Genomic DNA, 23,528 nt, shown 5'->3' on the forward strand with positions numbered 1-23,528 from the left:
TCTACCTCTCCTCAAAGAGCCTGACGGCGCTGCTCCACGAAACGGCACACGCGCTTCACCGCTTCGTCCAGGGAATCATTGACCACCACAAAATCATAGAGGTCCCGCTGTTTCATTTCTTCGACGGCGTTCCGAAGGCGAAGCCGCAGTTCGGCTTCGCCTTCGGAACGCCGACCTCTGAGACGCTCTTCAAGGACTTCGATGGACGGCGGCACAACGAAAAGAGTCACGGCTTCGGGCATCTTTTTCTTGACTTGAAGCGCCCCCTGCACATCGATCTCCAGAAACATGTCCTTGCCTTCGTTCAAAACCTTTTCCACATCGCTTTTCAGAGTCCCGTAGCGGTGACGATGCACATCGGCCCATTCAAGGAAATCTCCCGCCGCGATACGCGCCGCAAAGTCCTCCGGCGTGATGAAACGATAATCTACGCCATCCCGTTCGCCCTCGCGCGGAGCGCGGGTGGTGCAGGAAACGGAATAGCTCAACCCGTCGAGCGCCTCGAAAACCCTGGCGCGGATCGTACCTTTCCCCGCGCCGCTGGGGCCGGAAAGGACAAACAGCGTTCCCTTTCTATTCTTCGTCATCGGCGCTGTCCCCTTCCGAAATGCGGTTGACGATGGTTTCCGGCTGAATGGCCGAAAGCAGGACGTGATTGCTGTCCGTCACGATGATCGCCCGGGTCTTGCGTCCTTTCGTGGCGTCGATCAGGCGGCCGGCCGCGCGCGCCTCTTCCTTGAGCCTCTTGACGGGAGAAGACGCGGGCTGAATGATCGCCACGATCCGTTCGGCCACGATCATATTGCCGAAGCCGACATGCACAAGCGTTCGCGCCATGGCCTACTCCACGTTCTGGATCTGCTCGCGGATACGTTCGAGCAGCGTTTTGCCGTCCACCACAAGCCAGCGAAGCTCGGTGCTGGCCGATTTAGAACCCATCGTATTGATTTCCCGGTTCATCTCCTGCACCAGAAAATCCAGCTTGCGCCCCACCGGACCGCCGGTTTTCAAAAGCGTGCGGAACTGGGACGTATGGCTGGACGAACGGGTCAGTTCCTCGGAGATGTCCCACTTATCCGACAGAATCACGAGTTCCTGGGCAAGGCGCGCGGGATCGGCCTCATAACCGAGCTGCGCGATCGTTTTCGTGATTTTGGCGCGATAGTCGTCGAAAAACTGCGGCGAGATGCTCTGCCATCGCGCGTCGATTTTCCCCAGAAGGCGGTCGTACTCTTCGAGATTCTGCATGATATCGCGCTCAAGCGCTTCGCCTTCGACCGCGCGCATTTTTATCAGGCCGTCCGCACACTGGTTCAACAGTTCGAACAACGCCGTCTGGACTTCGCCGGAAGTTCTGTCCATCAGGGAAGAGGTCTCGGTGACGCCGGGCAGACAGAGCAGACTCGTCACCGCAGGCACCGGGCCGCCGAGTTCGCCCTGCAGTTCCTGAATCTCCCGATAATAGTCCCGCAGGACGTCGCCGTTCAGGCGTTCGCGCATCAGCGCCGACGCCCATCTCATCTCGGCGCGCGCCACGACTTTGCCACGCGCCAGACGGCCGCGCAGGTCGTTTTGGATCAGCGGCTCAAAACTCGAGAGTTCCCGGTCGGTGCGCACAGCGATCTCCAGATAGCGGGAATTGACGCTGGAAAGTTCCACGGTCAGGGTTCCCCATGGAGAGTCTTTCTTGGCGCGATGAAAACCTGTCATGCTGTAAAGCATTGCTTTTCTCCTTTCCTCAGCTGCGGCGCACGGCAAGCCAGTCGAAGACTTCCCACAGACTTTCGACGCCTTCGCCTGTCAGCGCGCTCAAGGCGCATACCGGCAATCCGTCGCGCCTCAGCTGCGCCCTGATCCGTTCGACCCGGAAGAGCCCCGAACGATCGATCTTGTTCAGCACTATGGCCCTTGGGAGCGTCGCCGCGCCGATCTCGTCAAGAGTCTGCTGGATCACGTCGTACGTCGCCGTCAGATCGGGATCGTTGGCGTCGAGCACCACGAGGAGCATATCCGCCTGACAGGCTTCTTCGAGGGTCGTCCGAAAGGCCGCGATCAGTTCCGGCGGAAGTTCGCGGATGAATCCCACGGTATCGGCCATGAGGATGTTCCTCCCCGACGGCAGACGAACCGAACGGACCGTCGTGTCCAGCGTCGCGAAGAGCTGATCGGCGGCATAAAGTTTTTTGTCGCCGCTGAGACGCTTCAGCAGCGTGGTCTTGCCGCTGTTCGTGTAGCCTACCAGAGCCACCGTGGGGACGCCGCTGCGGCGGCGCTGCTTTCGCTGTCCCTGGCGGCGCTTTTTCATCTCTTCCAGTTTGCGGGAAGCTTCGACGATGCGGGCCTGCAGCTTGCGGCGATGCCGTTCGAATTCCGTTTCGCCGGGACCGCGCGTGCCGATTCCGGCTCCGGCGTTCGACATCTGCTTCCCCAATCCGCGAATGTGGGGCATCTCGTAACGGCACCGCGCCAGCTCAACCTGAAGTTTTGCCTCCGCCGTCGCGGCGCGCCGTTCGAAGATCTTCATGATCACAAGAGCCCGGTCCCAGACCTCGCAGTCGGTTTTCCGCCGCATGTTGCTCAATTGGATCGGCGTCAGCAGGTCGTTGCAGACGACCAGATCGGCTTCCGAAGCCTGCGCCAGGATTTTCAGCTCGTCCGCCTTGCCGGCGCCCAGCAGAAACGCGGGATCGGGGCGGTCTTTTTTCTGCGTCGCCACGGCAACGACCTCTACGTCGAGATTCGCCAGCAGCAGACGCAGTTCTTCCAGGAGCAGTTCCAGATCATCGCGCAGCGGCAGTTCCAGACCGGTAATCACCGCGCGGCGGTGCGCCGCCGCATGATTTTTGAAATCCGGAGGCAGCGACGTCAGCCAATGCTCTCCTTTTCCATACGTTCCAGTTCGCTCTGAAGGGTGACTCGTATCCGTTCACGCTCCTCTTTCAACGAGCCTCGCCGTTCTTTGGGGAGAGGCATAATCGGCTTGCCAAAATGCGCTGTGATTGGATGGCGCTTGATTTTGGAGGAACCTACGGGCATGGCCTCATAAGTTCCTTCGATATACAGCGGGACCACCGGCGCGTCCACGCTGGTCGCCAGTACGGCGACGCCTCCTTCAAGCGGCTTGAGGCGGCCGTCGGGCGATCGTGCGCCTTCGGGGAAAATCATCAGGCTTTCGCCGTTTTTCAGCAGCGAAAGGAATTTTTTCAACGCCAGCGCGGCGGCTTTCTCCGTCGTCCGGCTGACGGAGATCACGCCGAGATTATTCATGAGCCAGGTGAAAAACGGGTTGATCTGAAAAAGTTCTTCCTTGCCAAGGGGGCGGAGCCGCCCCGGGAACACGCACCCTACCACGACGGGATCGAGGTTGCTGACGTGATTCGCGGCGACGATCACGGGGCGTTCGCCGGGGACAAGCTCCCGCCCGGTCACCTTCAAGCCGTTGTGAATTTTCAAAACGGCGAGACACAGGTGTTTGGCGAGCCAGTACAGGAGCGCCCTAAACATGGCACACCGCCCGTGCGATATCGGCGATCGCATCTGCGACCTGTTCGGCGTTCATCGCGGACGAGTCAAGCAGAACGGCGCCGGGAGCCTGCTTCAGAGGCGCGATGCTCCGGTTGGCGTCGGCTTCGTCTCGCTGGAGGATCTCATCGAGCAGCTTCTGATAATCGGTCTTCACGCCGCGGGCCGCCAGTTCGTCATAACGGCGCCGCGCGCGCACCTCGGCCTGAGCCGTCAAAAACACCTTGACCGGCGCATATGGGAAAACGATCGTGCCCATATCGCGCCCGTCGGCCACCAGACCGCCTTTGAGAGCCTGATCGCGCTGGAGCATCAGCAGTTTTTCGCGCACCGAAGGCAGCGCGGAATAAAGCGAGGCGATCCTGTCGACCGCAGGCGTGCGGATCAGCGAAGACACGTCCGTGCCGTCGAGAAAAACGGAGGAACCGCGGACCTCCACCGTTACGTCGAAAAGGGCCTTTCTAAGTTCCGGGCTCTCCTGCGCGGGGATCGAAAGGCTGTCGAGGTAATAAGCCAGCGCCCGATAAAGCGCCCCCGTATCGAGATAACTGATGCCCAGCTTCGAGGCTACGAGCTTGGCTACCGTGCTTTTGCCGGCGCCCGCAGGGCCGTCGATGGCGATAACTCCCGTCCAGTTCACTGTCACTTCCTCCTTAACATCCGCTCTATACGGCGCCGCCGTGCCGGATCATGCGGCGCAGCTGATCTGCGCTGTACTCACGGGCACAGCCGCTTTTCAAATGTCGCAGTTCCATACGGCCGATCCGGCGGCGGAACAGCACCTGGACTTTCAGCCCGGCGCCTTCGGCGATAAGACGGATCTCGCGCTTGACGCCTTCGTTCAGGACGAAGCGCAGCCACCGCCCTTCCGGCTCCCGCTGTAAAAAATCGACGCCGACGGGATGAAGCCTTTTCCCCTCGAAAACCGTCCCGTCCCGGAGCTGCCGCATTTCCCGCTCGTTCGGCATGCGGTCGAGCAGGACTTCGTATTCTTTCGTGATTCCCGCGCGGGGGTGGATCATCTCCTGCGAAAAATCTCCGTCGTTCGTCAGCATCAAAAGCCCTTCGCTCTGCAGGTCCAGGCGCCCTACCGGGAACAGGCGGTAATAGTCGTACTCGCGCGGCAATAGATCGAGGATCACGGGATAATTGCGGTCGCTCACGGCACAGATATATCCGCGCGGCTTATGGAGGACCATGTAGATTTTTCTCTCCGGACGGACCTCCACGTCGTCGACCGTGACGATCTCGCCGTCAGGAACGTCGTAGCCCGGCTCGGTGACCTGATAGCCTCCGCAAACGACGCGACCGGCGAAGATGAACTCTTCGACCTTGCGTCTCGAACCGACTCCGCAGAGGGCCAGATATTTATTCAGCCTCATCTTCGGCAGCCTCGCTTTCCGTCTCCGGAATCGTTTCCGGCGCCGCGGAAGGATTTTCCGCTTCCGGACGATGCCGCCTGAGCTCTTCGAGTTCATCGATCGTCGGCAAATCGGAGATGGCCCCCAGCCCGAAGATCTCCAGGAATTTCGTCGTCGTGCGGTACAGCAGCGGGGAACCGGTGCTTTTGCGCCGTCCGGCAATGCGCGCCAGCCCGTAGCCAAGCAGCGTGTCGATGACGCGGTCGCAGCGCACGCCGCGGATCGCCTCGATCTCGGACCGGGTCACCGGCTGACTGTAGGCGATCACCGCCAGCGTTTCGAGAGACGCCCGCGTCAATCTGACGCGTTCGCTCTCGTCGGCGGCATGGAATTTGTCCATGGTCTCGCTCAGATCGCTGGCGGTCGTCGTGAACCATTTTCCGCCGAGTTCGACGATTTCCAGTCCGCGCGAAAGAACGTAGTTTTCGCTCAGCTGGCTCAGCACCTTGCGCACCGTGGCCGCCGGCCGGCCCGTCGCCAGCGAAATCTCCGCCACAGAAGCGCCGTCGGCCGCGACGAAGAGGATCGCCTCGATCTGCCGTACCAGAAGATTTTCAGGCTCTTCTTGCCGTGATAAAGACATCGCCAAACAGCTCCTTCTGTACCAGCGTCACAAAATTCCTCCGCGACAGTTCCAGCAGCGCCAGCAGCGTTACCACCAGCGCGCCGCGTCCCGGCTCTTCCTTCAACAGGGAACGCAGGGACAGACCTTCCGAAAAGGCGGTTAAACGCTCGAGCACGCGCTCCATACGATTTTCCACCTGCACTTCGTCGGGGATCTGCGCCGGCACTCCGCCGTCGTCCCAGTCGTCTTCGTCGAGCAGTTCGAGACGTGCGCTTCGCCGCCGGTCCAGCAGTTCGAGCCACTGCAGAGAGAGCGAATAAAGATCGCCGAGATCGAAAAACGGATCGAGCGCTTCCCCTTTGCGGAAACGGCGCCGGTCGGCCTTTTCCTTCAGCCCGATCAGCCGCGAGACCGCTTCGCGGTAAGGACGGTAACGTTCCAGCAGGCTTTCGACATTTTCGGTATCGTCCAGTACGGCTATTTCACCGTCGTCCTTATGGATTTCGTACCGGGGCAACAAAGACGAAGCCTTCTGCCGCACCAAACGCGCCGCCTGCGCTATGAATTCGGCCACCGAAGCGATCGGCAAACCGCCGGTTTGGGCCAGATAGGCGCCGTATATGGAAATAACCTCCGCAACGCTGATCTGCGCAGCCTCGATCCGCCCCTGATCGATCATATGGCAGAGCAGATCGAGCGGCCCGGAGAACCCTTCTATTTCAATCTGAAACATGGCGTTCGGCGTCGCACCAGCGTTCCCGGCAGCGTTTGGAAGCGACCAGATCGAGGAAATGGACCGGCAAGCCCGTCTTCTGCGCCAGTGCCTCCGAAAAATACGACAGCGGCAGATTTTCCATCTCGCCATGGTCGCAGAGCATCACGCTCAGACCGGCGTCGACGGCTTCCAGGCATTCATGGTAACGGAGGTCGGCCGTCGCGTAAAGCACGGAACCGGTCCGCTCCAGCTTCTTCCAAAGATCGCCGCCCGATCCGCCGCACAAAGCGACGCGATCCACCGTCGAGCCGCCGTCATAGAGGCGATAGCCGGACAGATTCCATTTTCGAGCGATATCGCGGGCGAGCTCTTCAGCCGAGGCGGAACGGACGGTGCCGACCGCCCCCATGCCAAAGCCGCGCTCCGTCGCCGGAGGTTCGAGCGGCCTTGCATCCCGAAGTCCGGCCAGCTGCGCCAGTTTCTCGTTCACGCCGCCGCGGGCGCTGTCGAAATTCGTATGGCAGGCGACGAGGCAGACGTCGTTTTTAAACGCCGCCTCGACGATCTTCGGGTCGCAGCGGTCGCAGATCATATCTTCCTGCGGGGCGAACATCGGCGGATGATGAGTGATCAAAAGCCCGCAGCCGCGTCGCGCCGCCTGTCTGACGGCCTCCGCGGAGGGATCCAGCGCCACGGCGATCCCGCCGACAAGCGCGTCGTATCTGCCAAGCCGCAGGCCGCAACGATCCCAGCTTTCCGCAAGTTCAAAAGGAGCCAGCTCATCGATCAGCGGGATCAGCTCTCGTACTTTCAACGCGCTCATTCGCACCACTCTCTTCATGGCAAAACTACAAGGCGCCGGAGCAAACTCCGCCGCCAAATAACACACAGAATCAATTTCAGCCTTTTATTAAGAACAATTTTCATGATTATACCACGACGCCCGAGGAATAAATTTTTCATCTCGTTTTCGTTAAAAAGGGCACGGGATCTTCGCCCTTTTGAGAGCGCGCAAAGGCCCGCCGGATACGGATAAGGTCTTCCCCATGATGAGGAAGACCTTATCCGTATCCGACATTTACAAGAAGAACGATCATGCTCTGTAATCGATGCCGGCAATTTTGTCAAGCTTATAGAGACTGTGCACCGCATCGATGTAACGGACCGTTCCGCTTTTGGCGCGCATCACAAGAGAACTTGTATAGATTCGTTCGCCCTCATAACGGACGCCTTTCAAAAAGTCGCCGTCCGTAATGCCAGTGGCGGCAAAAAACACGTCGTCGCTGCAAACCAGGTCGTCGATGGTCAGCACCTTATTGAAGTCCATTCCGGCATCGAGCGCCTTCTGACGCTCTTCGTCGTTGCGCGCCCAAAGTTTGCCCTGCATGTTGCCGCCCATGGCCTTGATGGCGCAGGCAGTGATGACGGCTTCGGGGGTGCCGCCGATGCCCATGAGCATGTCGGCGCCGCGCTCCAGCTTGCAGGTCAGGAGCGCGCCGGCGATATCGCCGTCGGTGATGAGCTTGATGCGGGCGCCGGCGGCACGGATCTCCGCAATGAGTTTCTCATGACGGGGGCGGTCCAGCACGACCACGGTGATGTCGCCCATCGCTTTTTTACGGGCTTCCGCGACGCGGCGGATGTTTTCCGCCACCGGGGCTTCGATATCGATGACGTCTTTCGCTTCAGGGCCGACGACCAGTTTGTTCATGTAAAAAACGGTCTTGGGATTGAACATCGTACCGCGCGGCGCGCCGGCAACGACGCTGATCGCGCCGCTGATGCCGAGGGCCGTCAAACGCGTTCCGTCGATGGGATCCACCGCGATGTCCACCGCGGCGTTCTTGCCGGTGCCGAGGTGTTCGCCGTTGAACAACATCGGCGCTTCGTCTTTCTCGCCCTCTCCGATCACCACGATGCCGTCCATATCCACCGTGTTGAGCATGTAACGCATCGCGTTGACGGCCGCGCCGTCGGCCGCGTTTTTATCCCCACGCCCCATCAGGCGACCCGCCGACATCGCCGCAGCCTCCGTGCCGCGACAGAATTCAAGCGCCAAATTTCGATCGGGCAGACGAGCGTCGCCAAACAGACTTTTCATCACAGACCCCTCCCTAAGATGATATCGTCAGAACTATTCAAAGCGGGCGAAAATTTCATCGACAAAACGGAAGTAATACTCGTTCGTAAAAAGCTGCGCCAGTTCCGTTCGGTCAATTTTCCCCTTGATCAGTTCGTCGCCAGCCAATAGATCAAGGAAATGACCTTCGCCGTTCCACGTTTTCATGGCGTTGCGCTGTACGGCCAGATATGCGTCTTCGCGGCGCATGTTGTATTTCTCCACCAGCTGAAGAAGGACTCTTTGACTGTACACGAGCCCGCCGGTCAGTTCGAGGTCCTCCTGCAGGCGCCGCGGCGACACGTCGAGACCGCGGACGACGCGCCCAAGAGTTTTCAGCATGTAATGGGCCAGATGAAAGGCGTCGGGCCAAATGAGCCGTTCGGTGCTGGAATGGCTGATGTCGCGTTCGTGCCAAAGGGCGACGTTTTCCTGCGCCACGACCGTAAAGGAGCGCAGCATGCGCGCCATGCCGCAGATTTTCTCGCACTGGATGGGGTTGCGCTTGTGAGGCATCGCCGACGAACCTTTCTGTTTCTTGCCGAACGGTTCGAGCGCTTCGCGCACTTCGGTGCGCTGCAGGTGGCGGATTTCGGTGGCGATCCGTTCCATCGCGCCGCCAAGGCTGGCCAGGGCGAACATGACGACGGCGTGGCGGTCTCTCTGGATGATCTGCGTCGAAACGAGATCCGGCTTCAGCCCCAGCTCGGCGCAGACGGAAGCTTCGATGTGAGGCGGGCAATGAGCGTACGTTCCGACGGCGCCGGAAATTTTTCCGCAGGAGATTTCCTCCCTGGCATTTTCCAAACGCTTATGATCGCGCAGCAGTTCCGAATACCAGTTCAGTATTTTCAAGCCGAAAGTGATCGGCTCGGCGTGAACGCCGTGGCTGCGCCCAACGGAAGGCGTGTGTTTATACTTTTTCGCCTGTTCGAGCACATCCTTCATAAACACGTCGAGCTCGCGGATCACGACGTCCAGCGACTGCCGCAGGCGAAGGGCGCTCGCCGTGTCTTCCACATCGCTGCTGGTCAGCCCGAGATGGATGTAACGACCTTCCGGCCCCACATGGTTGGCCATGTCCGTATCGAAAGCGATCATGTCGTGCTGGACTTCGGCCTCGATCTTCAGGATCTCGTCGGCGTCGAAGCCGCTGCGCTCGTCGATTTTTTTCATCGCTTCGGGGGGAATGACGCCGTCTTTCGCCCACGCGTGGCAAACGGCCAGTTCGACGACTTCCCAGCTTCGGTACTGGTTCTCGAGAGACCAGATTTCTTTCATTTCTTTCGTCTCATACCGTGGGATCATGCTATACGAGCCTCCAATGAGTTAATTTTCCGGCGCCGTTTCTCCGAAAAGAGCTTCCACGAATTCCTCGGCGTTGAAAAGTTTCAGGTCTTCAGGCGCTTCGCCAAGACCGATGTAACGAATGGGCAAACGCAGCTTGTCGGCGATCGGCAGGACGATCCCGCCTTTGGCCGTGTTGTCGTATTTGGCGAGGATGACCCCGGTCAGCGGCGCCACTTCGTTGAAGACTTCCGCCTGCCGGAAAGCGTTCTGGCCGATGACCGAGTCGAGCACGAGAACGCTTTCCATGCGTTCTTTTCCGACTTCACGTTCGATCACCCGATAGATTTTTCCCAGTTCTTCCATGAGATTGTGCTTGGACTGGAGCCTTCCCGCGGTATCCACGATCAGAACGTCCGCGCCGGAGGAACGGGCCGCCGAGAGCGCGTCGAACACGACCGCGGCCGAATCGCCGCCCTGCTTCTGCGCGATCACGCGGATCCCGCTTTTTTCGCCCCAGACCTGCAGCTGTTCTATCGCCGCGGCCCGAAAGGTGTCCGCGGCGGCGACGATGACTTTTTTGCCCGACTTTTTGTAAAGCCAGGCCAGCTTTCCCGTCGTGGTCGTTTTCCCACTGCCGTTCACGCCGACCATCAAAATCGCCGCGAGGCCGTTTTCGCCGCTCAGCAACGGCGCGCCCATGCGCGGGACCCCGCCGAGTCGTTTTACCAGTTCGCTTTTGAAATGCCGGAGCAGTTCTTTCCCGTCGCAGCGGCGTTGTGCATGATACGCTCTCATTTCGCCCAAAAGAGCTTCCGCCGTTTCCAACCCCACGTCGCCTGCGATCAGCACATCTTCAAGATCCAGCCAAAAGTCTTCGTCGATCGTGCCGCCGAAGAGCCGCGTTATATTGGCGCTCCAACGGTGACGAACGCCGTCGAGTTTCTCTTTCAACTTGCCGAAAAAGGACATGGGCTAGCGTTTCCCCTCCTCAGAAGAGTCTGTCCGCGAAGATGGTTCGGAGACAGGTCTTTTCCTGTTGCCGGGGCGATGGAATCCGCGACTCGAGGTCCGGCGCCCCCACGCTCCCGAACGGCTATGCTCCTCCGGAACCGCACCCCCCGTGCTCCCATAGGCCGGGGGCTGCGGAGCGTCAGTCCCCTGCTCGTCTCTGCGCTTCTGATTTTTTGAGCCGGTCGGTCTTGAGGGGAGTTTTGCCTTGCCCCCCTGGAGAATATTTTTCTGTCCCGCTTTCTTCTGCTCCAAAGCCGGTTCCTCTTTGTTCCCCGAATCTGCTTTGCCCTCTGTCGCCAAAACGCGGGTGTTCTTCCTGCGATGCCGGCGGCGCGCTTCTTCTGTATATTCCGCAGTGCCTTTCCCATTGCCCGCCGTTACGTCGGAAACGTTTACAACCGTCACCCGCGTTTCGTCGCGATCGTCTGATATTTTTTTTGTTCCGCTGTACTGAGGACAACTCTCACATCCCGAACAGCCGCGCTCCTCACCGACGATCGGAGCGCCTCCCTCAAACGCCGTCAACGGCTGCCCTTTCTCGTCAAGGCCGTGCTCTTCGTTGTTCCACGTCTTGCCGGCGAGCAGCGTTTCCTTGAACTGCTGATACATCGTCACGGGGATGCTGATGTTTCCTTCCGGCCCGTGAACGCTACAGGTCCGCGTCGCCAGATCGACGCCCGTCAAGATCCACGTTCCCTGTTCCGTTTTGATCTTGGCACCGTGGGACGGCAGACTCTTCCACAATTCATGGTACGAGTTTTGTTCGAAGCTCATGCAGCACATAAGCCGCCCGCACAGTCCGGAGATTTTGGTCGGATTGAGAGCCAGATTCTGCTCCTTGACCATTTTAATGCCGATCGGCATAAAACGATGGAGCCAGTAACTGCAACAACAGACGCGGCCGCAGGCGCCGATCCCCTTGACCACCTTGGACTCGTCTCTGACGCCGATTTGCCGCAGCTCGATACGCGTACGGAATTCCCGGGCCAGGTCCCGGACGTAAGCGCGAAAATCGACGCGCTGCTCGGAAGTGAAATACAAAAACAATTTTTTACGATCGTTCATGTATTCCACGTCGACCAGTTTCATGTCAAGATTATGACGGCTCAAGACCTGTCTGGCGGCGACAAGAACGCGCTCTTCTTCGCCGCGGTTGTTCTTCTCTTTTTCCAGATCTTCCATCCCGGCCTTATGCAGGAAGGTTACGTTCTGAAGCCCGGAATCATTGCCCGACTGCCCCTCCTGCCGGTTGTCTATGGCTCGGTAAAGGGCTTCCTGGCGTTCCGTGATCTCTCCGGCGACGACGGCGATCTCCGTCCCTCGCGAACTTTCTACGAGCAGCTGTTCTCCTTTTTCAAAACGAATGTTATTTTCGGCAACGATCAGCCCCAGGTAACGCGGTTTGCCGAAAATCGTCAAATACATGCTCAAAGGGATACTCCTCTCTCAACAGAAGAAACAAAAGATCTGTCCACATCGCCGCAGACAGGTGGGTGGCGAGCGCCGTCTCGGCAAGCTGGCGCAGCATGCCGGCGCGCTCCAGCTTGCCGTTTTTGCAGAGCCACGACGCATAGCCATGCGCCATGGCGTACCATTTCTGTACGTCGTTTTTCTCGTTTTCTTTCAACCAGCGCAGCCATTCGGACTGAGAAGCCGGAGGCGACAAAGGCGCGATTTTTTCTTCCACGGAGAATGATAACATCCACAGACGACTTCGCAAAGTGGAAAGAATGGTGCCGCGGTCCATCATATACAGAAGGTGCCCCTTGGGCGGCGGTTCTTCGGTAATCTTGAGCAGACTGTTCACCGCTCCCGGGCTCATCTTTTCGGGAGCGTAAAACACCAGAAGCCGCACCGGCGCGACGACGGGCGAAAGCGACAGGTCGGCGCTTTTCGCGCGGCATTCGTCGATGGGCGCGGGCGCGTCCGGCTCGCCGGCGACCAACAAATCGGGATGTTCCGCATCGACCCACGCCCGGCACGACGGACACTGGCCGCAGGCGGAACCCGACTCGCACAGGATGCGGCGAGCCAGCGAAAGCATGACCTCCCGCTGCCAGGGCAAACGGATCTCAATGCCGATCGAACCGGGAACCGAGCCCCGAGCGATAAATTTCAGCAACTCATGCCAATGAACGTCGTTCTGCCAAAAGATTTCGCTCTGACTCATATGACGCAACGCCTTTTCAATTCGGAGAAGATCGTCTCCTCGATCTCGTCCTCGCCTGCCCGGGCGTCGACTCTGAAAAATCTCGAGCCGTTCCTTTCGGCCAACTCTTTAAAACCACGGGCGACGGCCTCATGAAATTTCAAGTCTTCGCCTTCGATCCTATCGCTTCCGCCGCGGCCGGCCATCCTCTTCCTCGCTTCTTCCACCGGGAGATCAAGCCAGACCGTCAGGTCGGGCTCCGGAATCCCGCACCACTTTATCAGGCTCTCCAGAATGTCTTCTTTTAGTCCGCGTCCCCAGCACTGGTAGGCCCGGGTGGAGTCGTTATAGCGGTCACAGACGACAAATTCCCCTTGATCCAGAGCGGGTTGAATGACCTGCGCGACGTGTTCGCACCGGTCGGCCACAAAAAGCATGATCTCGGTCATCGGGTGCCGGAGCCGCCCGTTCAGCAGAAGAGCGCGCAGAATATCCCCGTGGGGCCAGTCTCCCGGTTCATGCGTCTCCGTCACTTTTTTGCCCTCGCGCCTCAAACGCGCCGCGAGGCGCCTGGCCTGTGTCGACTTGCCGGAGCCGTCGATCCCTTCTATCGTGATAAACATTTATGCCTCACTCCACCAGAATGAAATTTTTACTGGAATACGTGCGCTTCTAAAGTTATACTATAAGCTGCGAATATTTTACACGAATCAATCCATTGGGAGGCGATCCACGGTGAACCAGCTCGTCAGAGAACTCGAAAAGAAATACCGCGAAAGCTGCATGACGTTTTACCGCCATCTCCACGCTCATCCGGAGCTCAGTTACCACGAAGAGAAAACCGCGGCTTTCGTGTACGACATTTTGAAGAGCCTGCCGCTGGACGAAATTCGTCCGAACGTCGGCGGTCACGGCGTCGTCGCGCTTTTAAAGGGCGATCGTCCGGGGCCGTGCGTCGCGCTCCGCGCCGACATGGACGCGCTGAGCATCCAGGAGAACACGGGCTGTCCCTTCGCCTCGCAGATTCCCGGCGTGATGCACGCCTGCGGGCATGACGCCCACACGGCGATCCTGTTGGGGACCGTTCATGTGCTCTGCGAAATGAAGAAGCAGATCGCCGGTTCGCTGAAATTTATCTTCCAACCCTCGGAAGAGATGACGCCGACAGGCGGCGCGCCGGGGATGATCCGCGACGGCGTTCTTGAAAATCCCGATGTCGACGCGATCATCGGCCTTCACGTCTGGCCGACGCTGGCGACGGGGACGATCGGTTTGCAGGCCGGCGCGGTGTCCGCCTCTTCCGATCATCTTCGCGCCACGATCCATGGCGTCGCCAGTCACGGGTCGATGCCCGACCTGGGCGCCGACGCCATCGTGGCGGCCTCGGCCGTCGTCATGGCGCTTCAGCCTATTATTTCACGAAACCTGTGTCCCCGCAATACCGCGGTCATCACCATCGGCACCATCAAAGGCGGCGACCGCTACAATATCGTCCCCGACCGCGTCGACCTCGACGGCACGGTGCGCAGTTTCGACGAGACGGATCATAAAAAGCTGCCGCAGTGGATTGAGCGGGCGATCTTCAACACGGCCGCCGCGTATGGCTGTACGGCCGAAATCGATTATCAGACGGGATTTCCGGCGACGATGAACCACGAACGGCTCGTGAGCATCGGCCGGGAAGTGATCCGCGACGTGCTGGGCGAGAGCGGCGTGCTGCCCTATCTTCCCGTGCCGCCGACGGGCGAGGATTTTTCGTTTTATACGCTGAAAGTTCCGGCCGCTTTTGCCTGGCTCGGCTGCCGCCCTGACGGCGTCGCGCCCGAAGACATGCCGGCGCTCCACAACGACCGTTTCCTTCCCGACCCCGCCTGTTTCCCCTATGGAATCCAGTACCTCGCTTCAATGGCGCTGAAACTTCTCGACTCCGACCTGAAAGGACTCAAAAAATGACGTGCACGCTAACCGAAAACGATCGCATTCAGAAAATGATCGAACGACGCCGCGATTTCCACCGCTATCCCGAGACTGGCTGGACGGAGTTCCGCACCACGGCCAAAGTCGCCCAGATCATGGACGGGCTTGGCTATGCGCTGCGCTTCGGCGGCGATTTCGTCAGACCGGAGACGGTCATGGGACGGTCAATCGACGTCGAAGCGCAAATGCGGCGCGCCGTCGATCAGGGGGCCGACCCCGCATGGGTGAAAAAAACGGGCGGCACCACCGGCCTCTGCGCCGAGCTGGACACGGGACGCGAAGGTCCCGTCGTCGCCATGCGCTTCGACATCGATTGCGTGGATACCGACGAAGCCGCGGACGAAGGGCACCTTCCCGCCAGGGAAGGATTCCGTTCCGTCAACAAGGGCTGGATGCACGCCTGCGGTCACGACGGGCACACCGCGATCGGCCTGGCGGTGGCCGAATACGTCTCCGAACACAAAGACTCCCTCAAAGGCAAGATCCGTTTTCTCTTTCAGCCGGCGGAAGAGGGCGTGCGCGGCGGCTACGCGATGACGCAGGCCGGCCTGCTGGACGACGCGGACTGGTTCATCGCGCTCCACCTCGGCCTCGGCGTGCCGACAGGAACGGTCTACGGCGGCACCTATGGTTTCCTCTGCACTACGAAAATCGACGTCGATTTCACCGGCAAGGGCGCCCACGCCGGCGGCGAGCCCAATCAGGGGAAAAACGCGCTGCTGGCGGCCGCTTCGGCCGCGCTGAACCTCCACGCCATCGCCCCGCATCGCGACGGGCCGACGCGCATCAACGTCGGCGTGCTTCAGGCCGGCGAAGGACGCAACGTCGTGCCTCCCAAGGCGTCCATGAAGATCGAGACGCGAGGCGCGACCGACGACATTCTCAAATATGTGTACGAGCGCGCCGTTCAAGTCATTCAGGGGGCCGCCGCCATGTACGACTGCACGGCGGAGATCTTCAAACGCGGCGAGGCGAACACCGCCGACAGCGATCGGGAGATCGTCGACATCATCTGCGACGCGGCCCGCGAGGTCAAGGGCGTCACGAAAGTCTTCCCCAAACAGCTGATGTCGGGAAGCGACGACGCCTGCTGGATGATGAAGCGCGTGCAGGATCGCAGCGGCAAAGCCACGTACGTCGGTTTGGGGGCGACCATCGCCGCGGGGCACCACAACGACCATTTCGACTTCGACGAGGCCTGCCTGCCCATCGGCTGCGACGTCCTCTGCGGCGCTATCAGGCGTCTCTCCGGAAAATAAAGAAACGACAGAAAGCGGGGAATCTGCTTCGCCGCAAATTCCCCGCTTTCATCATGCTATCGTCCCGCCGCCAGCCGACGAACGATCCCTTCGTCGGCCGGACAGAAGTCGAAATCCAACAGACGCGCCGGCGCGACCCATCGCATCTCCCGATGCACGTTCAGCGTCGCCGTTCCGCCCTGAATCCGGGCCTTGAAAAAATTGAAATGGATCGCCCCATCCGGATAAGCATAGCTCAGATCGGCATAAAGCCCCTCCAGCTTGAGGCAGACGCCCAGCTCTTCGCGGCATTCGCGGATCAGGCATTCTTCCATGGTTTCCCCGGGCTCGCGCTTGCCGCCCGGAAACTCCCAGCGATTGGCGCAGTTTCCGCCGCCTTGCCGCTGGCAGATCAAAATTTTCCCTTTATCGTCGCAGATGATGGCAGCCGCCACGTCGATCATGATATCATTCCCCGCTTTCTCACGATGGCTTTTCCGTCGTTATTTCCATTGTACCAGTCCTCCCAGTTCGCACAAGGCCGTTCCGCCGCTTTGTGGCTGGTCGAGTTCGCCGTTCACGTCTTTCGTCGAAGAAGTGCTATAATGGGACAATGTTCAGCCGGAGCAGACTTTTGCCTCTTCCGGCCAATCTTCCGCATTTCCTGAAAGGAGCTCCATCATGTCTCTTTGCCCTTGTGGTTCAAACCGTGAATTGGAAGAATGCTGCCGCCCCATTATCAAAGGCAGCCGCCGTGCCCGAACCGCCGTAGAATTGATGAAGGCCCGCTACGTGGCCTACACGACCGGCGACATCGACTTTATCATTTCCAGCCATGATCCGGAAACACGGGAGAACGTCAGCAAGGAAGCGACCGAAGAATGGTCCCGTTCGGCGCACTGGCTCGGCATCGAAATCCGCAGCACGGTCGGCGGCGGGCCGGACGATGACGAGGGCGTCGTCGAATTCGTGGCCAGCTTCGAACTTGAGGGCAAAAAAATCAACCACCACGAGAAGTCGTACTTCAAAAAAATCAACGGGAACTGGTTCTTCGTGGACGGTCAGGTCGTTCCCGAGACGTTCGTCCGTTCTGCCCCGAAAGTGGGACGAAACGATCCTTGCCCCTGCGGAAGCGGAAAGAAATACAAGTTCTGCTGCGGCAAAAACCGTTAGGTCCCCTCATGGCTTTTCGGATCGGTTTCGACAACGAGAAATACCTGAAGGAGCAAACCGCGGCCATCGCGGAACGGGTCAGGCAGAACGGCCAAAAACTTTATCTTGAATTCGGTGGCAAACTTATCTTCGATTATCACGCGGCGCGCTGCCTTCCCGGTTTCGACCCAAATGTAAAGATGCGCCTGCTGGAAAGTTTCCGCGACGAGGCGGAAGTCATCATCTGCCTCTATGCGGGAGACGTCGAACGCAAAAAAATCCGCGCCGACTTCGGCACCACGTACGATTCCGAAGTCCTCCGCCTGATCGACGAATTCACGCAGCGCGGCCTGCACGTGGCCGGAGTGGTCATCACCCGTTTCGAAGGGCAGCCCACCGTCCAGAACTTCCGCAGGCGCCTCGAGAATCGCGGCATCGCCGTTTATACGCATTACGCCACCGAAGGCTATCCCACCGACGTGGACACCATCGTCAGCGAAGAAGGGTACGGGCGCAACGACTACATCCCCACGACCAAACCGATCGTCGTCGTCACCGCGCCGGGCCCCGGCAGCGGCAAACTGGCGACGTGCCTTTCGCAAATCTATCACGATTACAAACGAGGGATCCATTCGGGCTATTCGAAATACGAGAGTTTCCCCGTCTGGAACCTGCCGCTCAAGCATCCGCTGAATCTGGCCTATGAGGCGGCAACCGCCGACCTCGGCGACGTCAATCTGATCGACCATTTTCATCTCGAGGCCTACGACCGAAAGACCGTGAATTACAATCGCGATCTGGAAGCCTTCCCCATCCTCCAGCGGATCCTCTGCCGCATTACCGGCGGCGACGCCGGGTACAAGTCCCCCACGGATATGGGCGTCAACCGGATCGCCTGGGGGATCGTCGACGACGGCGCCGTGCGCGAAGCCTCCTGCCAGGAGATCATTCGCCGCTATTTCCGCACTTCCTGCGAAGTCGCTCTCGGCCAGGCGGATAAAAATTGCCTGCAGCGCATCAGCCTGATCATGAAAGAGCTGGATCTTCTGCCCGAATACCGCCGCGTGGTGATTCCGGCGCGGGAAGCGGTCAAAGAAGGACAGGCGCGCGGCAAAGGCGACGGCGGCATCTTTACCGGGGCGGCCATCGAACTTGCCGACGGCACGATCGTGACGGGAAAGAACTCTCCGCTGCTCCATTCTTCTTCCAGCGCCGTGCTGAACGCGGCCAAAATCCTCGCCCACATTCCCGACGATATCGACTTGCTGCCGCACAACATCCTCCAGTCGCTTTCATACTTCAAGAAGGAGATTTTCGGCGAGAACAAGCTGGCCCTCGACCTCGAAGAAACTTTGCTCGCCCTCAGCATCAGCGCCACTTCCAATCCCGCCGCCGCCGCCGCGGTGGAACAGCTGCGCAATCTGAGAAACCGGGAGTGTCACCTTTCGCACATCCCGACGCCTGGCGACGAGAGCGGTTTCCGCAAACTGGGCATGAATCTCACGAGTGATCCGTCTTTCTCAAGCAAAAGTCTTTTCGACGAGTAAAAGCCGACGGCGCGCCGCCGGCTTTTCTTTATGCTAAAATTGACTGACACTGAACAGGAGCTTTCGAGTCTCAGGAGGTGATCCTTTTGGCTTTCACGGCCAGAAAATCCTTTGTTGCGGCCGGCGCGCTTTTTCTCGTCTGTTCTTCATTCTCCGCGGCGCGCGCCGTCCCAGACGCCAGCGTCACGGCCACAACGATTCCGCATGTTCCGGCAGCAGAGAGCCAGGACCATCACCGCTCTTCCCCGGAGCCTGCGCAGCTTCCTCACTTTAAGGGCGTCGGCAACGCCCACGGCAAAGTCGAGACGGGCTTTGTGCGCGAAGAGAAGTCTCGCGAATTTCTCGAGGACAAAGATCGGCAGAGCGGGATCAAATTTTCCCCAGAAATCCAAAAATTTGTCGAGCGCGCCGGCAAAACGATCACGGACATCGACGAAGCGACTTTGAACGCCGTGCAGGCACCGCTCGGTCTTTTGGGGATTGAGGCCGAAAGCGCGAGAATCCGCCCATCCCACGGCGGCGTCGGCCTGGGGATTTCGATAAAACTGGATAAAAAGAAAGAGCACGCGGAGAATAAAAACGGAGCCGTGCCGGCACGCCATGGGGAAAACGAACTCTACGAGCTCCTCGCGCCTCAAAACGACGGCCCCCATTCTCCGTCCGGCTTTTAGAAAAGGAGACCATGCATATGTTCACTTCTACGATAGCGCCATTGATCCTTTGTCTCTGTGCCCTGGCATTTTTCTGGCTGGGTTTTTCCTTTCGGCGCGCCGGCCGTCCGGGAAAAGCGGCGTTCGACTTCGTCTGCGGTTTCTCCCTGCTCGTCGTGCTCTACTACGTTATGACCGAATTTCGCTAAGCCGGGTGACAGAGGAATGCAGAGTGAAATCTGCGTTCCTCTTTGATTTTTGCCGGGAGCCCCAACTTGTACTTTAGAGGAATCTGCGGTATCATTCATTTTTTGAAAGGCATCTTTCAGCAGCAGCAATCCGGCAAAGTAAGGAGCATTCTTATGTATTCAGTAGACAAAATTCGAAATCTCGCGATCGTGGCTCATATCGACCACGGCAAGACCACGCTGATCGACTCGATTTTCCGCGGCGCCCACACGTTCCGTGAAAACGCTCAGATCGCGGAGCGCGTTATGGACAGCGGCGAACTCGAACGCGAGCGCGGCATCACGATCACGTCCAAACATTGCACCGTCGAATGGAACGGATATCTGATCAACATCATCGACACGCCCGGGCACGCGGACTTCTCCGGTGAAGTCGAACGCGTTCTGTCGATGGTCGACAGCGTTCTCCTTCTGGTCGACGCCAACGAAGGCCCCATGCCCCAGACGCGTTACGTCCTTTCCCGAGCGCTGGCCATGGGGCTGAAGCCGATTGTCATCATCAACAAGGTGGATCGTCCTGCAGCGACGCCTTACCAAGCGCTCGAGAAAACTTTCGATCTGTTTCTCGAACTCGGCGCTACGGACGAGCAGGCCGATTTTCCCGTGCTCTACGGTTCGGGGCTGTCCGGTTGGCTGGTGCGCGATCTCGAAAAAGACGCCCACGAAGGGATGGATGCCTTGTTTCAGACCATCGTCGACAGGGTTCCGCCGCCTCCCGCCACCGCCGACAAACCATTTCTCATGCAGGTCAGCACGCTTGCCTGGAACGATTATGTCGGACAGATCGCCTGCGGCCGCGTCGTCGCGGGGACGCTGCACAAGAACGACGCGTTCGTTCACAGCCGCACCAAATGGATCGACGAGAACGACCGTAAAAAAGGCTGGGAGACGGTTTCCTCCAATCAGGAAAAAGCCGTGCATCTCTGGGTCACGCGCGGCCTTGAACGCGTAGAGGTCGACGAGGTTTTCGCCGGCGACATTGTCTGGCTTTCCGGTCCCAAGTCGATCAGCATCGGCGATACGATGGCCTCCGAAGCGCTGAACGGCGAAACGCTCCACCCGCTTGACATCGAAGAGCCGACGGTTTCCATGTTTTTCCTCGTCAACAACAGCCCCTTTGCCGGACGCGACGGCGCGCCGCTGACGCTGCGCCAGCTCAAAGCCCGGCTCGAGCGCGAGTGCCAAACGAACGTCGCCCTGAGAGTCGAAGATCTGGGACGTCCCGACGGCCTGAAGGTTTCCGGACGCGGCGAGCTGCAGATGGCCATCCTGGTGGAACAAATGCTCCGCGAAGGCTCGGAACTCTGCGTTTCCCGTCCCGAAGTCATCACCAAGACCGACGAGTCGGGGCACCTTCTCGAGCCGATCGAACAGCTGATCGTCGACGTTCCCGAAGCGTATCAGGGAGTCGTCATCGAGAAACTGGCGGGGCGCAAGGCCGAAATGATCAGCATGAACAATCTTTCCACGGGAACCGTCCGTATGGAATTCGACATTCCCACCCGCGGGCTGCTGGGGTACCGCAACACATTTTTGACGGACACGCGCGGCCTTGGCATCATGTCTTCGCGTTTCCGCGGCTACGACCTGTGGCGCGGCGAAGTCGTCAGCCGCAACAGAGGCTCAATGGTCAGCATGGACACGGGAACGGCGACGAGCTATCAGCTGGAGAACCTTCAGGAGCGCGGCACGCTCTTTATCAGTCCCGGCGCGGAAGTTTACGCCGGCGAAGTGATCGGCGAGCATTCCCGCCCCAACGACATTCCCTGCAATCCTACCAAAAGAAAAGCCCAGACGAACTACCGCTCGTCGACCAAAGAAATGGGAATCCACCTCGACGTTCCCAGAACGATCGTTCTGGACCGGGCGCTGGAATGGATCGCAGACGACGAACTCGTGGAGGCCACGCCCAAAGAAGTGCGCATCCGCAAGACGATTCTCGATATGACCGAACGCAAGAAGGCCGAAAAGATCAAAAACGAAGCTTGACATTAAGGAGCGATTCACGTGAACAGCAAAGTCACAGTTTGGGGAAACGGCACGTGGGGAACCGCGCTGGCGCAGAGCCTCGCCCGCAGCGGTCATGAAGTCTGCCTTTGGTGTTTCGTCGAAGAGCAGGCGCGCGCCATCAACGCGAACGGCTACAATCCTTCTTATCTCCAGGATTTCCAGCTTTCTCCGCTGATCCACGCCGCGCACGCGCTGCAGGAAGCGGCAGAGTTTTCCGACTACTGGCTTTTCGTCACCCCCACGCAGTTCCTGCGCGCGACGCTGGAAAAGCTCGTTCCTTTTTATACGCCGAAAGTCGAAATCGCCAACGCGGCCAAAGGCGTTGAGATACGTTCGTTAAAGCTTATAAGCCAGCTGATGGAAGAATTTTTCCCGGGAGCGGCCTACACGGCCCTTTCAGGGCCAAGCCACGCGGAAGAAGTGATCCGCGACTTGCCGATGGCGCTCGTTTCCGCGTCGCTGAACCGGGAATCCGCGGCGCTCTGGCAAAAACTCTTCAACAGAGAGACATTCCGCGTTTATACGAACCCGGACGTGACCGGAGTGGAAGTCGGCGGCGCCGTGAAAAACGTCGTCGCCATCGCCTCGGGACTTCTCCACAGTCTGGAGATGGGCGACAACGCCACGGCGGCGATGGTCACGCGCGGCCTTTCGGAAATCACCCGTCTGGGAGTCGCGCTGGGCGGCCGTCCCCAGACTTTTTCCGGCCTCGCCGGCATAGGCGATTTGATGGTCACAGCCTACAGCCGCCACTCGCGCAACTTTCGCCTTGGCGAGATGATCGGCCGCGGGATGACGCTGGACGAGGCCGCGGCCGCGCTTGGCCAGGTGGCCGAAGGGGCTTATACCGTAAAAGCCGTCAAGGAACTCGCGGAAAAGTTCTCCGTCGAAATGCCGATCTCTTCCGCAGTCCATGAGGTGCTTTACGGCCGCCTCGATCTCAAAGACGCCTTGCAGAATTTGCTGACTCGCGATCCCAAACCGGAATATCCCCTTTTTTAGGCGCACTCCATTTGACACAAAAGCTAACTCTTGCGCATGTCAAAGACTTATTGTAAACTTTGGTCAATGACAAAAAGCGAAGGAGGTGCAACAGAATGGCTGCTAAGGTTAACGTCGACACCTGCGTCGGCTGTGGCGCGTGTGAAGGTGCCTGCCCCGTGGAGGCGATCACTCTTGAGGACGGCAAGTCCAAAGTCGATGAGAGCAAGTGCGTGGAGTGCGGTTCCTGCGTCAGCGCTTGCCCCGTCGAAGCAATCTCCCTGTAAGAAATATCGGGCCGTTCCCCAACGAACGGCCTTGTTTTTTTTGCAAACGAAAACCACCGGCGCTGCCGGTGGTTTTCGTTTGCATCAAGAGAGCCTCCCTTCCCCCCTCGCTCTCGCAAGGGGAAAGGGAGGCTCCACAGAGACCATCTATTTTTTACCCTTCCGTTTGGCAAGAAGGGAGAGCGGCTTCTTCAAGAAGGCCAATTTCAAGGATCCGGTCGTCATATCCTCAACAGGCTGGACCAACGCGGAACTTTCCTCCGCTTCAAAGGACGCGTTGCCGTTTTCCGCCCCTGCGGGCACAAAAAGGCTCAGATTGACGTTGAATCTCCTCCCCACGTCCCCCGCCAGCAAAAACAGCAGCCACGTTCCCGCGTAAAGAAGAACCAGCGAGGAATCCACGAGGATCGCCATCAGGCAAAGAATGCCCAGCAGCACGCGCAGCGCCAGAGGATTGACCTTTTTCCTCCTCAATTTCGCCAGGCCCAGCACCGCCAGAAATCCCAGCGCCAGACACTCGAACAAGCGTTTGATCATCGATCTCACCTCATTAAAGTTTTTCTCAAACGGCACATGAAAACGCCTGTGCTCCGACCGTAAAAATTATACCAGCATTCACCCCCAAAGGACAACTTTTCCGCATCGG

Annotated in this window: 27 protein-coding genes; 9 read left to right on the forward strand and 18 right to left on the reverse strand. The window is 59.1% G+C overall.

All coding sequences use genetic code 11. The annotated features are described in order from the left end of the window. Positions 1 to 11 precede the first annotated feature (11 nt). From gmk to tmk, 16 genes are all read right to left on the reverse strand, one after another. Positions 12 to 587 carry a guanylate kinase gene (gene gmk, locus HMPREF7215_RS00465; protein ID WP_009163575.1) on the reverse strand — a complete coding sequence of 192 codons (576 nt, stop codon included), beginning with the start codon at positions 585 to 587 and terminating at the stop codon, positions 12 to 14. Then, positions 574 to 837: a DUF370 domain-containing protein gene (locus tag HMPREF7215_RS00470; RefSeq protein ID WP_009163576.1), complete on the reverse strand. Its 264-nt coding sequence runs from the start codon at positions 835 to 837 to the stop codon at positions 574 to 576. Before HMPREF7215_RS00470 ends, gmk begins: the two co-directional genes overlap by 14 nt. A 3-nt stretch (positions 838 to 840) precedes the next feature. After that, positions 841 to 1,722, reverse strand: a complete 882-nt coding sequence (locus HMPREF7215_RS00475; protein ID WP_009163577.1) for a YicC/YloC family endoribonuclease — start codon at positions 1,720 to 1,722, stop codon at positions 841 to 843. Positions 1,723 to 1,738: 16 nt separating this feature from the next. Continuing rightward, positions 1,739 to 2,815 carry a GTPase HflX gene (gene hflX, locus HMPREF7215_RS00480; protein WP_009163578.1) on the reverse strand — a complete coding sequence of 359 codons (1,077 nt, stop codon included), beginning with the start codon at positions 2,813 to 2,815 and terminating at the stop codon, positions 1,739 to 1,741. A 50-nt stretch (positions 2,816 to 2,865) separates the two neighbouring features. Further along, positions 2,866 to 3,504 (reverse strand): lysophospholipid acyltransferase family protein, encoded by a 639-nt coding sequence (locus HMPREF7215_RS00485; protein WP_009163579.1) that lies wholly within the window; start codon positions 3,502 to 3,504, stop codon positions 2,866 to 2,868. Beyond that, on the reverse strand, positions 3,497 to 4,162 hold the full coding sequence (gene cmk, locus HMPREF7215_RS00490) for a (d)CMP kinase (RefSeq protein ID WP_009163580.1): 666 nt from the start codon (positions 4,160 to 4,162) through the stop codon (positions 3,497 to 3,499). Before cmk ends, HMPREF7215_RS00485 begins: the two co-directional genes overlap by 8 nt. A gap of 25 nt (positions 4,163 to 4,187) precedes the next feature. Next, entirely contained in the window at positions 4,188 to 4,904 is a 717-nt protein-coding gene (locus HMPREF7215_RS00495; RefSeq protein WP_009163581.1) for a pseudouridine synthase, read from the reverse strand. Next, a complete protein-coding gene (gene scpB, locus HMPREF7215_RS00500) occupies positions 4,891 to 5,526 on the reverse strand; it encodes an SMC-Scp complex subunit ScpB (RefSeq protein ID WP_050768836.1) in 636 nt (211 codons plus the stop codon). Before scpB ends, HMPREF7215_RS00495 begins: the two co-directional genes overlap by 14 nt. Beyond that, complete coding sequence (locus HMPREF7215_RS00505; protein WP_009163583.1) at positions 5,498 to 6,241, reverse strand: segregation and condensation protein A; 744 nt, start codon at positions 6,239 to 6,241, stop codon at positions 5,498 to 5,500. The genes scpB and HMPREF7215_RS00505 overlap by 29 nt, the downstream gene beginning before the upstream one ends. After that, positions 6,228 to 7,046: a Nif3-like dinuclear metal center hexameric protein gene (locus HMPREF7215_RS00510; RefSeq protein WP_009163584.1), complete on the reverse strand. Its 819-nt coding sequence runs from the start codon at positions 7,044 to 7,046 to the stop codon at positions 6,228 to 6,230. Before HMPREF7215_RS00510 ends, HMPREF7215_RS00505 begins: the two co-directional genes overlap by 14 nt. A 270-nt stretch (positions 7,047 to 7,316) precedes the next feature. Further along, on the reverse strand, positions 7,317 to 8,324 hold the full coding sequence (gene glpX, locus HMPREF7215_RS00515; protein ID WP_040549946.1) for a class II fructose-bisphosphatase: 1,008 nt from the start codon (positions 8,322 to 8,324) through the stop codon (positions 7,317 to 7,319). Between the two features lie 33 nt (positions 8,325 to 8,357). Then, positions 8,358 to 9,650 carry an adenylosuccinate lyase gene (purB, locus tag HMPREF7215_RS00520; RefSeq protein ID WP_009163586.1) on the reverse strand — a complete coding sequence of 431 codons (1,293 nt, stop codon included), beginning with the start codon at positions 9,648 to 9,650 and terminating at the stop codon, positions 8,358 to 8,360. 21 nt (positions 9,651 to 9,671) lie between these two features. Further along, complete coding sequence (gene ftsY, locus HMPREF7215_RS00525) at positions 9,672 to 10,601, reverse strand: signal recognition particle-docking protein FtsY (protein ID WP_009163587.1); 930 nt, start codon at positions 10,599 to 10,601, stop codon at positions 9,672 to 9,674. A gap of 3 nt (positions 10,602 to 10,604) precedes the next feature. After that, positions 10,605 to 12,068, reverse strand: a complete 1,464-nt coding sequence (locus HMPREF7215_RS13880) for a PSP1 domain-containing protein (RefSeq protein ID WP_050768837.1) — start codon at positions 12,066 to 12,068, stop codon at positions 10,605 to 10,607. Continuing rightward, positions 12,010 to 12,813 (reverse strand): DNA polymerase III, delta prime subunit, encoded by an 804-nt coding sequence (locus HMPREF7215_RS00535; protein WP_009163589.1) that lies wholly within the window; start codon positions 12,811 to 12,813, stop codon positions 12,010 to 12,012. The genes HMPREF7215_RS13880 and HMPREF7215_RS00535 overlap by 59 nt, the downstream gene beginning before the upstream one ends. Further along, entirely contained in the window at positions 12,810 to 13,415 is a 606-nt protein-coding gene (gene tmk / locus HMPREF7215_RS00540) for a dTMP kinase (protein ID WP_009163590.1), read from the reverse strand. Before tmk ends, HMPREF7215_RS00535 begins: the two co-directional genes overlap by 4 nt. Positions 13,416 to 13,527: 112 nt before the next feature. Here tmk and HMPREF7215_RS00545 point away from each other — a divergent pair, with 112 nt between their 5' ends. After that, complete coding sequence (locus HMPREF7215_RS00545; RefSeq protein WP_009163591.1) at positions 13,528 to 14,745, forward strand: M20 metallopeptidase family protein; 1,218 nt, start codon at positions 13,528 to 13,530, stop codon at positions 14,743 to 14,745. After that, positions 14,742 to 16,028: an amidohydrolase gene (locus HMPREF7215_RS00550; RefSeq protein ID WP_009163592.1), complete on the forward strand. Its 1,287-nt coding sequence runs from the start codon at positions 14,742 to 14,744 to the stop codon at positions 16,026 to 16,028. Before HMPREF7215_RS00545 ends, HMPREF7215_RS00550 begins: the two co-directional genes overlap by 4 nt. 56 nt (positions 16,029 to 16,084) lie before the next feature. Here HMPREF7215_RS00550 and HMPREF7215_RS00555 read toward each other — a convergent pair whose 3' ends face one another. Then, positions 16,085 to 16,471: a (deoxy)nucleoside triphosphate pyrophosphohydrolase gene (locus tag HMPREF7215_RS00555; RefSeq protein ID WP_009163593.1), complete on the reverse strand. Its 387-nt coding sequence runs from the start codon at positions 16,469 to 16,471 to the stop codon at positions 16,085 to 16,087. Between the two features lie 217 nt (positions 16,472 to 16,688). Here HMPREF7215_RS00555 and HMPREF7215_RS00560 point away from each other — a divergent pair, with 217 nt between their 5' ends. The 7 genes from HMPREF7215_RS00560 to HMPREF7215_RS00585 all read left to right on the forward strand — a co-directional run bounded on the left by HMPREF7215_RS00560 (position 16,689) and on the right by HMPREF7215_RS00585 (position 22,882). Further along, entirely contained in the window at positions 16,689 to 17,180 is a 492-nt protein-coding gene (locus HMPREF7215_RS00560; protein WP_009163595.1) for a YchJ family protein, read from the forward strand. Between the two features lie 8 nt (positions 17,181 to 17,188). Next, positions 17,189 to 18,706 carry a DUF1846 domain-containing protein gene (locus HMPREF7215_RS00565; protein WP_009163596.1) on the forward strand — a complete coding sequence of 506 codons (1,518 nt, stop codon included), beginning with the start codon at positions 17,189 to 17,191 and terminating at the stop codon, positions 18,704 to 18,706. 86 nt (positions 18,707 to 18,792) lie between these two features. After that, positions 18,793 to 19,377, forward strand: a complete 585-nt coding sequence (locus HMPREF7215_RS00570) for a hypothetical protein (protein WP_040549947.1) — start codon at positions 18,793 to 18,795, stop codon at positions 19,375 to 19,377. A gap of 17 nt (positions 19,378 to 19,394) precedes the next feature. Next, positions 19,395 to 19,565, forward strand: a complete 171-nt coding sequence (locus HMPREF7215_RS13450; RefSeq protein ID WP_009163599.1) for a hypothetical protein — start codon at positions 19,395 to 19,397, stop codon at positions 19,563 to 19,565. Positions 19,566 to 19,718: 153 nt separating this feature from the next. Next, positions 19,719 to 21,593 carry a translational GTPase TypA gene (gene typA, locus HMPREF7215_RS00575; protein ID WP_040549949.1) on the forward strand — a complete coding sequence of 625 codons (1,875 nt, stop codon included), beginning with the start codon at positions 19,719 to 19,721 and terminating at the stop codon, positions 21,591 to 21,593. 18 nt (positions 21,594 to 21,611) lie between these two features. Continuing rightward, on the forward strand, positions 21,612 to 22,616 hold the full coding sequence (locus HMPREF7215_RS00580) for an NAD(P)H-dependent glycerol-3-phosphate dehydrogenase (protein ID WP_009163601.1): 1,005 nt from the start codon (positions 21,612 to 21,614) through the stop codon (positions 22,614 to 22,616). Positions 22,617 to 22,711: 95 nt separating this feature from the next. Next, positions 22,712 to 22,882 carry a 4Fe-4S binding protein gene (locus HMPREF7215_RS00585; RefSeq protein WP_009163602.1) on the forward strand — a complete coding sequence of 57 codons (171 nt, stop codon included), beginning with the start codon at positions 22,712 to 22,714 and terminating at the stop codon, positions 22,880 to 22,882. A 147-nt stretch (positions 22,883 to 23,029) separates the two neighbouring features. Here HMPREF7215_RS00585 and HMPREF7215_RS00590 read toward each other — a convergent pair whose 3' ends face one another. Continuing rightward, complete coding sequence (locus tag HMPREF7215_RS00590; protein ID WP_009163603.1) at positions 23,030 to 23,419, reverse strand: hypothetical protein; 390 nt, start codon at positions 23,417 to 23,419, stop codon at positions 23,030 to 23,032. Positions 23,420 to 23,528 lie beyond the last annotated feature (109 nt).

Source organism: Pyramidobacter piscolens W5455 (assembly GCF_000177335.1).
GTDB lineage: Bacteria > Synergistota > Synergistia > Synergistales > Dethiosulfovibrionaceae > Pyramidobacter > Pyramidobacter piscolens.

Bases quoted from the DNA above. Each gene is read 5' to 3' on its own strand.
- gmk (WP_009163575.1), bottom strand. From the start codon at position 587: ATGACGAAGAATAGAAAGGGAACGCTGTTTGTCCTTTCCGGCCCCAGC.
- HMPREF7215_RS00470 (WP_009163576.1), bottom strand. From the start codon at position 837: ATGGCGCGAACGCTTGTGCATGTCGGCTTCGGCAATATGATCGTGGCC.
- HMPREF7215_RS00475 (WP_009163577.1), bottom strand. From the start codon at position 1,722: ATGCTTTACAGCATGACAGGTTTTCATCGCGCCAAGAAAGACTCTCCA.
- HMPREF7215_RS00485 (WP_009163579.1), bottom strand. From the start codon at position 3,504: ATGTTTAGGGCGCTCCTGTACTGGCTCGCCAAACACCTGTGTCTCGCC.
- HMPREF7215_RS00495 (WP_009163581.1), bottom strand. From the start codon at position 4,904: ATGAGGCTGAATAAATATCTGGCCCTCTGCGGAGTCGGTTCGAGACGC.
- scpB (WP_050768836.1), bottom strand. From the start codon at position 5,526: ATGTCTTTATCACGGCAAGAAGAGCCTGAAAATCTTCTGGTACGGCAG.
- HMPREF7215_RS00505 (WP_009163583.1), bottom strand. From the start codon at position 6,241: ATGTTTCAGATTGAAATAGAAGGGTTCTCCGGGCCGCTCGATCTGCTC.
- HMPREF7215_RS00510 (WP_009163584.1), bottom strand. From the start codon at position 7,046: ATGAGCGCGTTGAAAGTACGAGAGCTGATCCCGCTGATCGATGAGCTG.
- glpX (WP_040549946.1), bottom strand. From the start codon at position 8,324: ATGAAAAGTCTGTTTGGCGACGCTCGTCTGCCCGATCGAAATTTGGCG.
- purB (WP_009163586.1), bottom strand. From the start codon at position 9,650: ATGATCCCACGGTATGAGACGAAAGAAATGAAAGAAATCTGGTCTCTC.
- ftsY (WP_009163587.1), bottom strand. From the start codon at position 10,601: ATGTCCTTTTTCGGCAAGTTGAAAGAGAAACTCGACGGCGTTCGTCAC.
- HMPREF7215_RS13880 (WP_050768837.1), bottom strand. From the start codon at position 12,068: ATGTATTTGACGATTTTCGGCAAACCGCGTTACCTGGGGCTGATCGTT.
- HMPREF7215_RS00535 (WP_009163589.1), bottom strand. From the start codon at position 12,813: ATGAGTCAGAGCGAAATCTTTTGGCAGAACGACGTTCATTGGCATGAG.
- tmk (WP_009163590.1), bottom strand. From the start codon at position 13,415: ATGTTTATCACGATAGAAGGGATCGACGGCTCCGGCAAGTCGACACAG.
- HMPREF7215_RS00550 (WP_009163592.1), top strand. From the start codon at position 14,742: ATGACGTGCACGCTAACCGAAAACGATCGCATTCAGAAAATGATCGAA.
- HMPREF7215_RS00555 (WP_009163593.1), bottom strand. From the start codon at position 16,471: ATGATCGACGTGGCGGCTGCCATCATCTGCGACGATAAAGGGAAAATT.
- HMPREF7215_RS00560 (WP_009163595.1), top strand. From the start codon at position 16,689: ATGTCTCTTTGCCCTTGTGGTTCAAACCGTGAATTGGAAGAATGCTGC.
- HMPREF7215_RS00565 (WP_009163596.1), top strand. From the start codon at position 17,189: ATGGCTTTTCGGATCGGTTTCGACAACGAGAAATACCTGAAGGAGCAA.
- HMPREF7215_RS13450 (WP_009163599.1), top strand. From the start codon at position 19,395: ATGTTCACTTCTACGATAGCGCCATTGATCCTTTGTCTCTGTGCCCTG.
- typA (WP_040549949.1), top strand. From the start codon at position 19,719: ATGTATTCAGTAGACAAAATTCGAAATCTCGCGATCGTGGCTCATATC.
- HMPREF7215_RS00585 (WP_009163602.1), top strand. From the start codon at position 22,712: ATGGCTGCTAAGGTTAACGTCGACACCTGCGTCGGCTGTGGCGCGTGT.
- HMPREF7215_RS00590 (WP_009163603.1), bottom strand. From the start codon at position 23,419: ATGATCAAACGCTTGTTCGAGTGTCTGGCGCTGGGATTTCTGGCGGTG.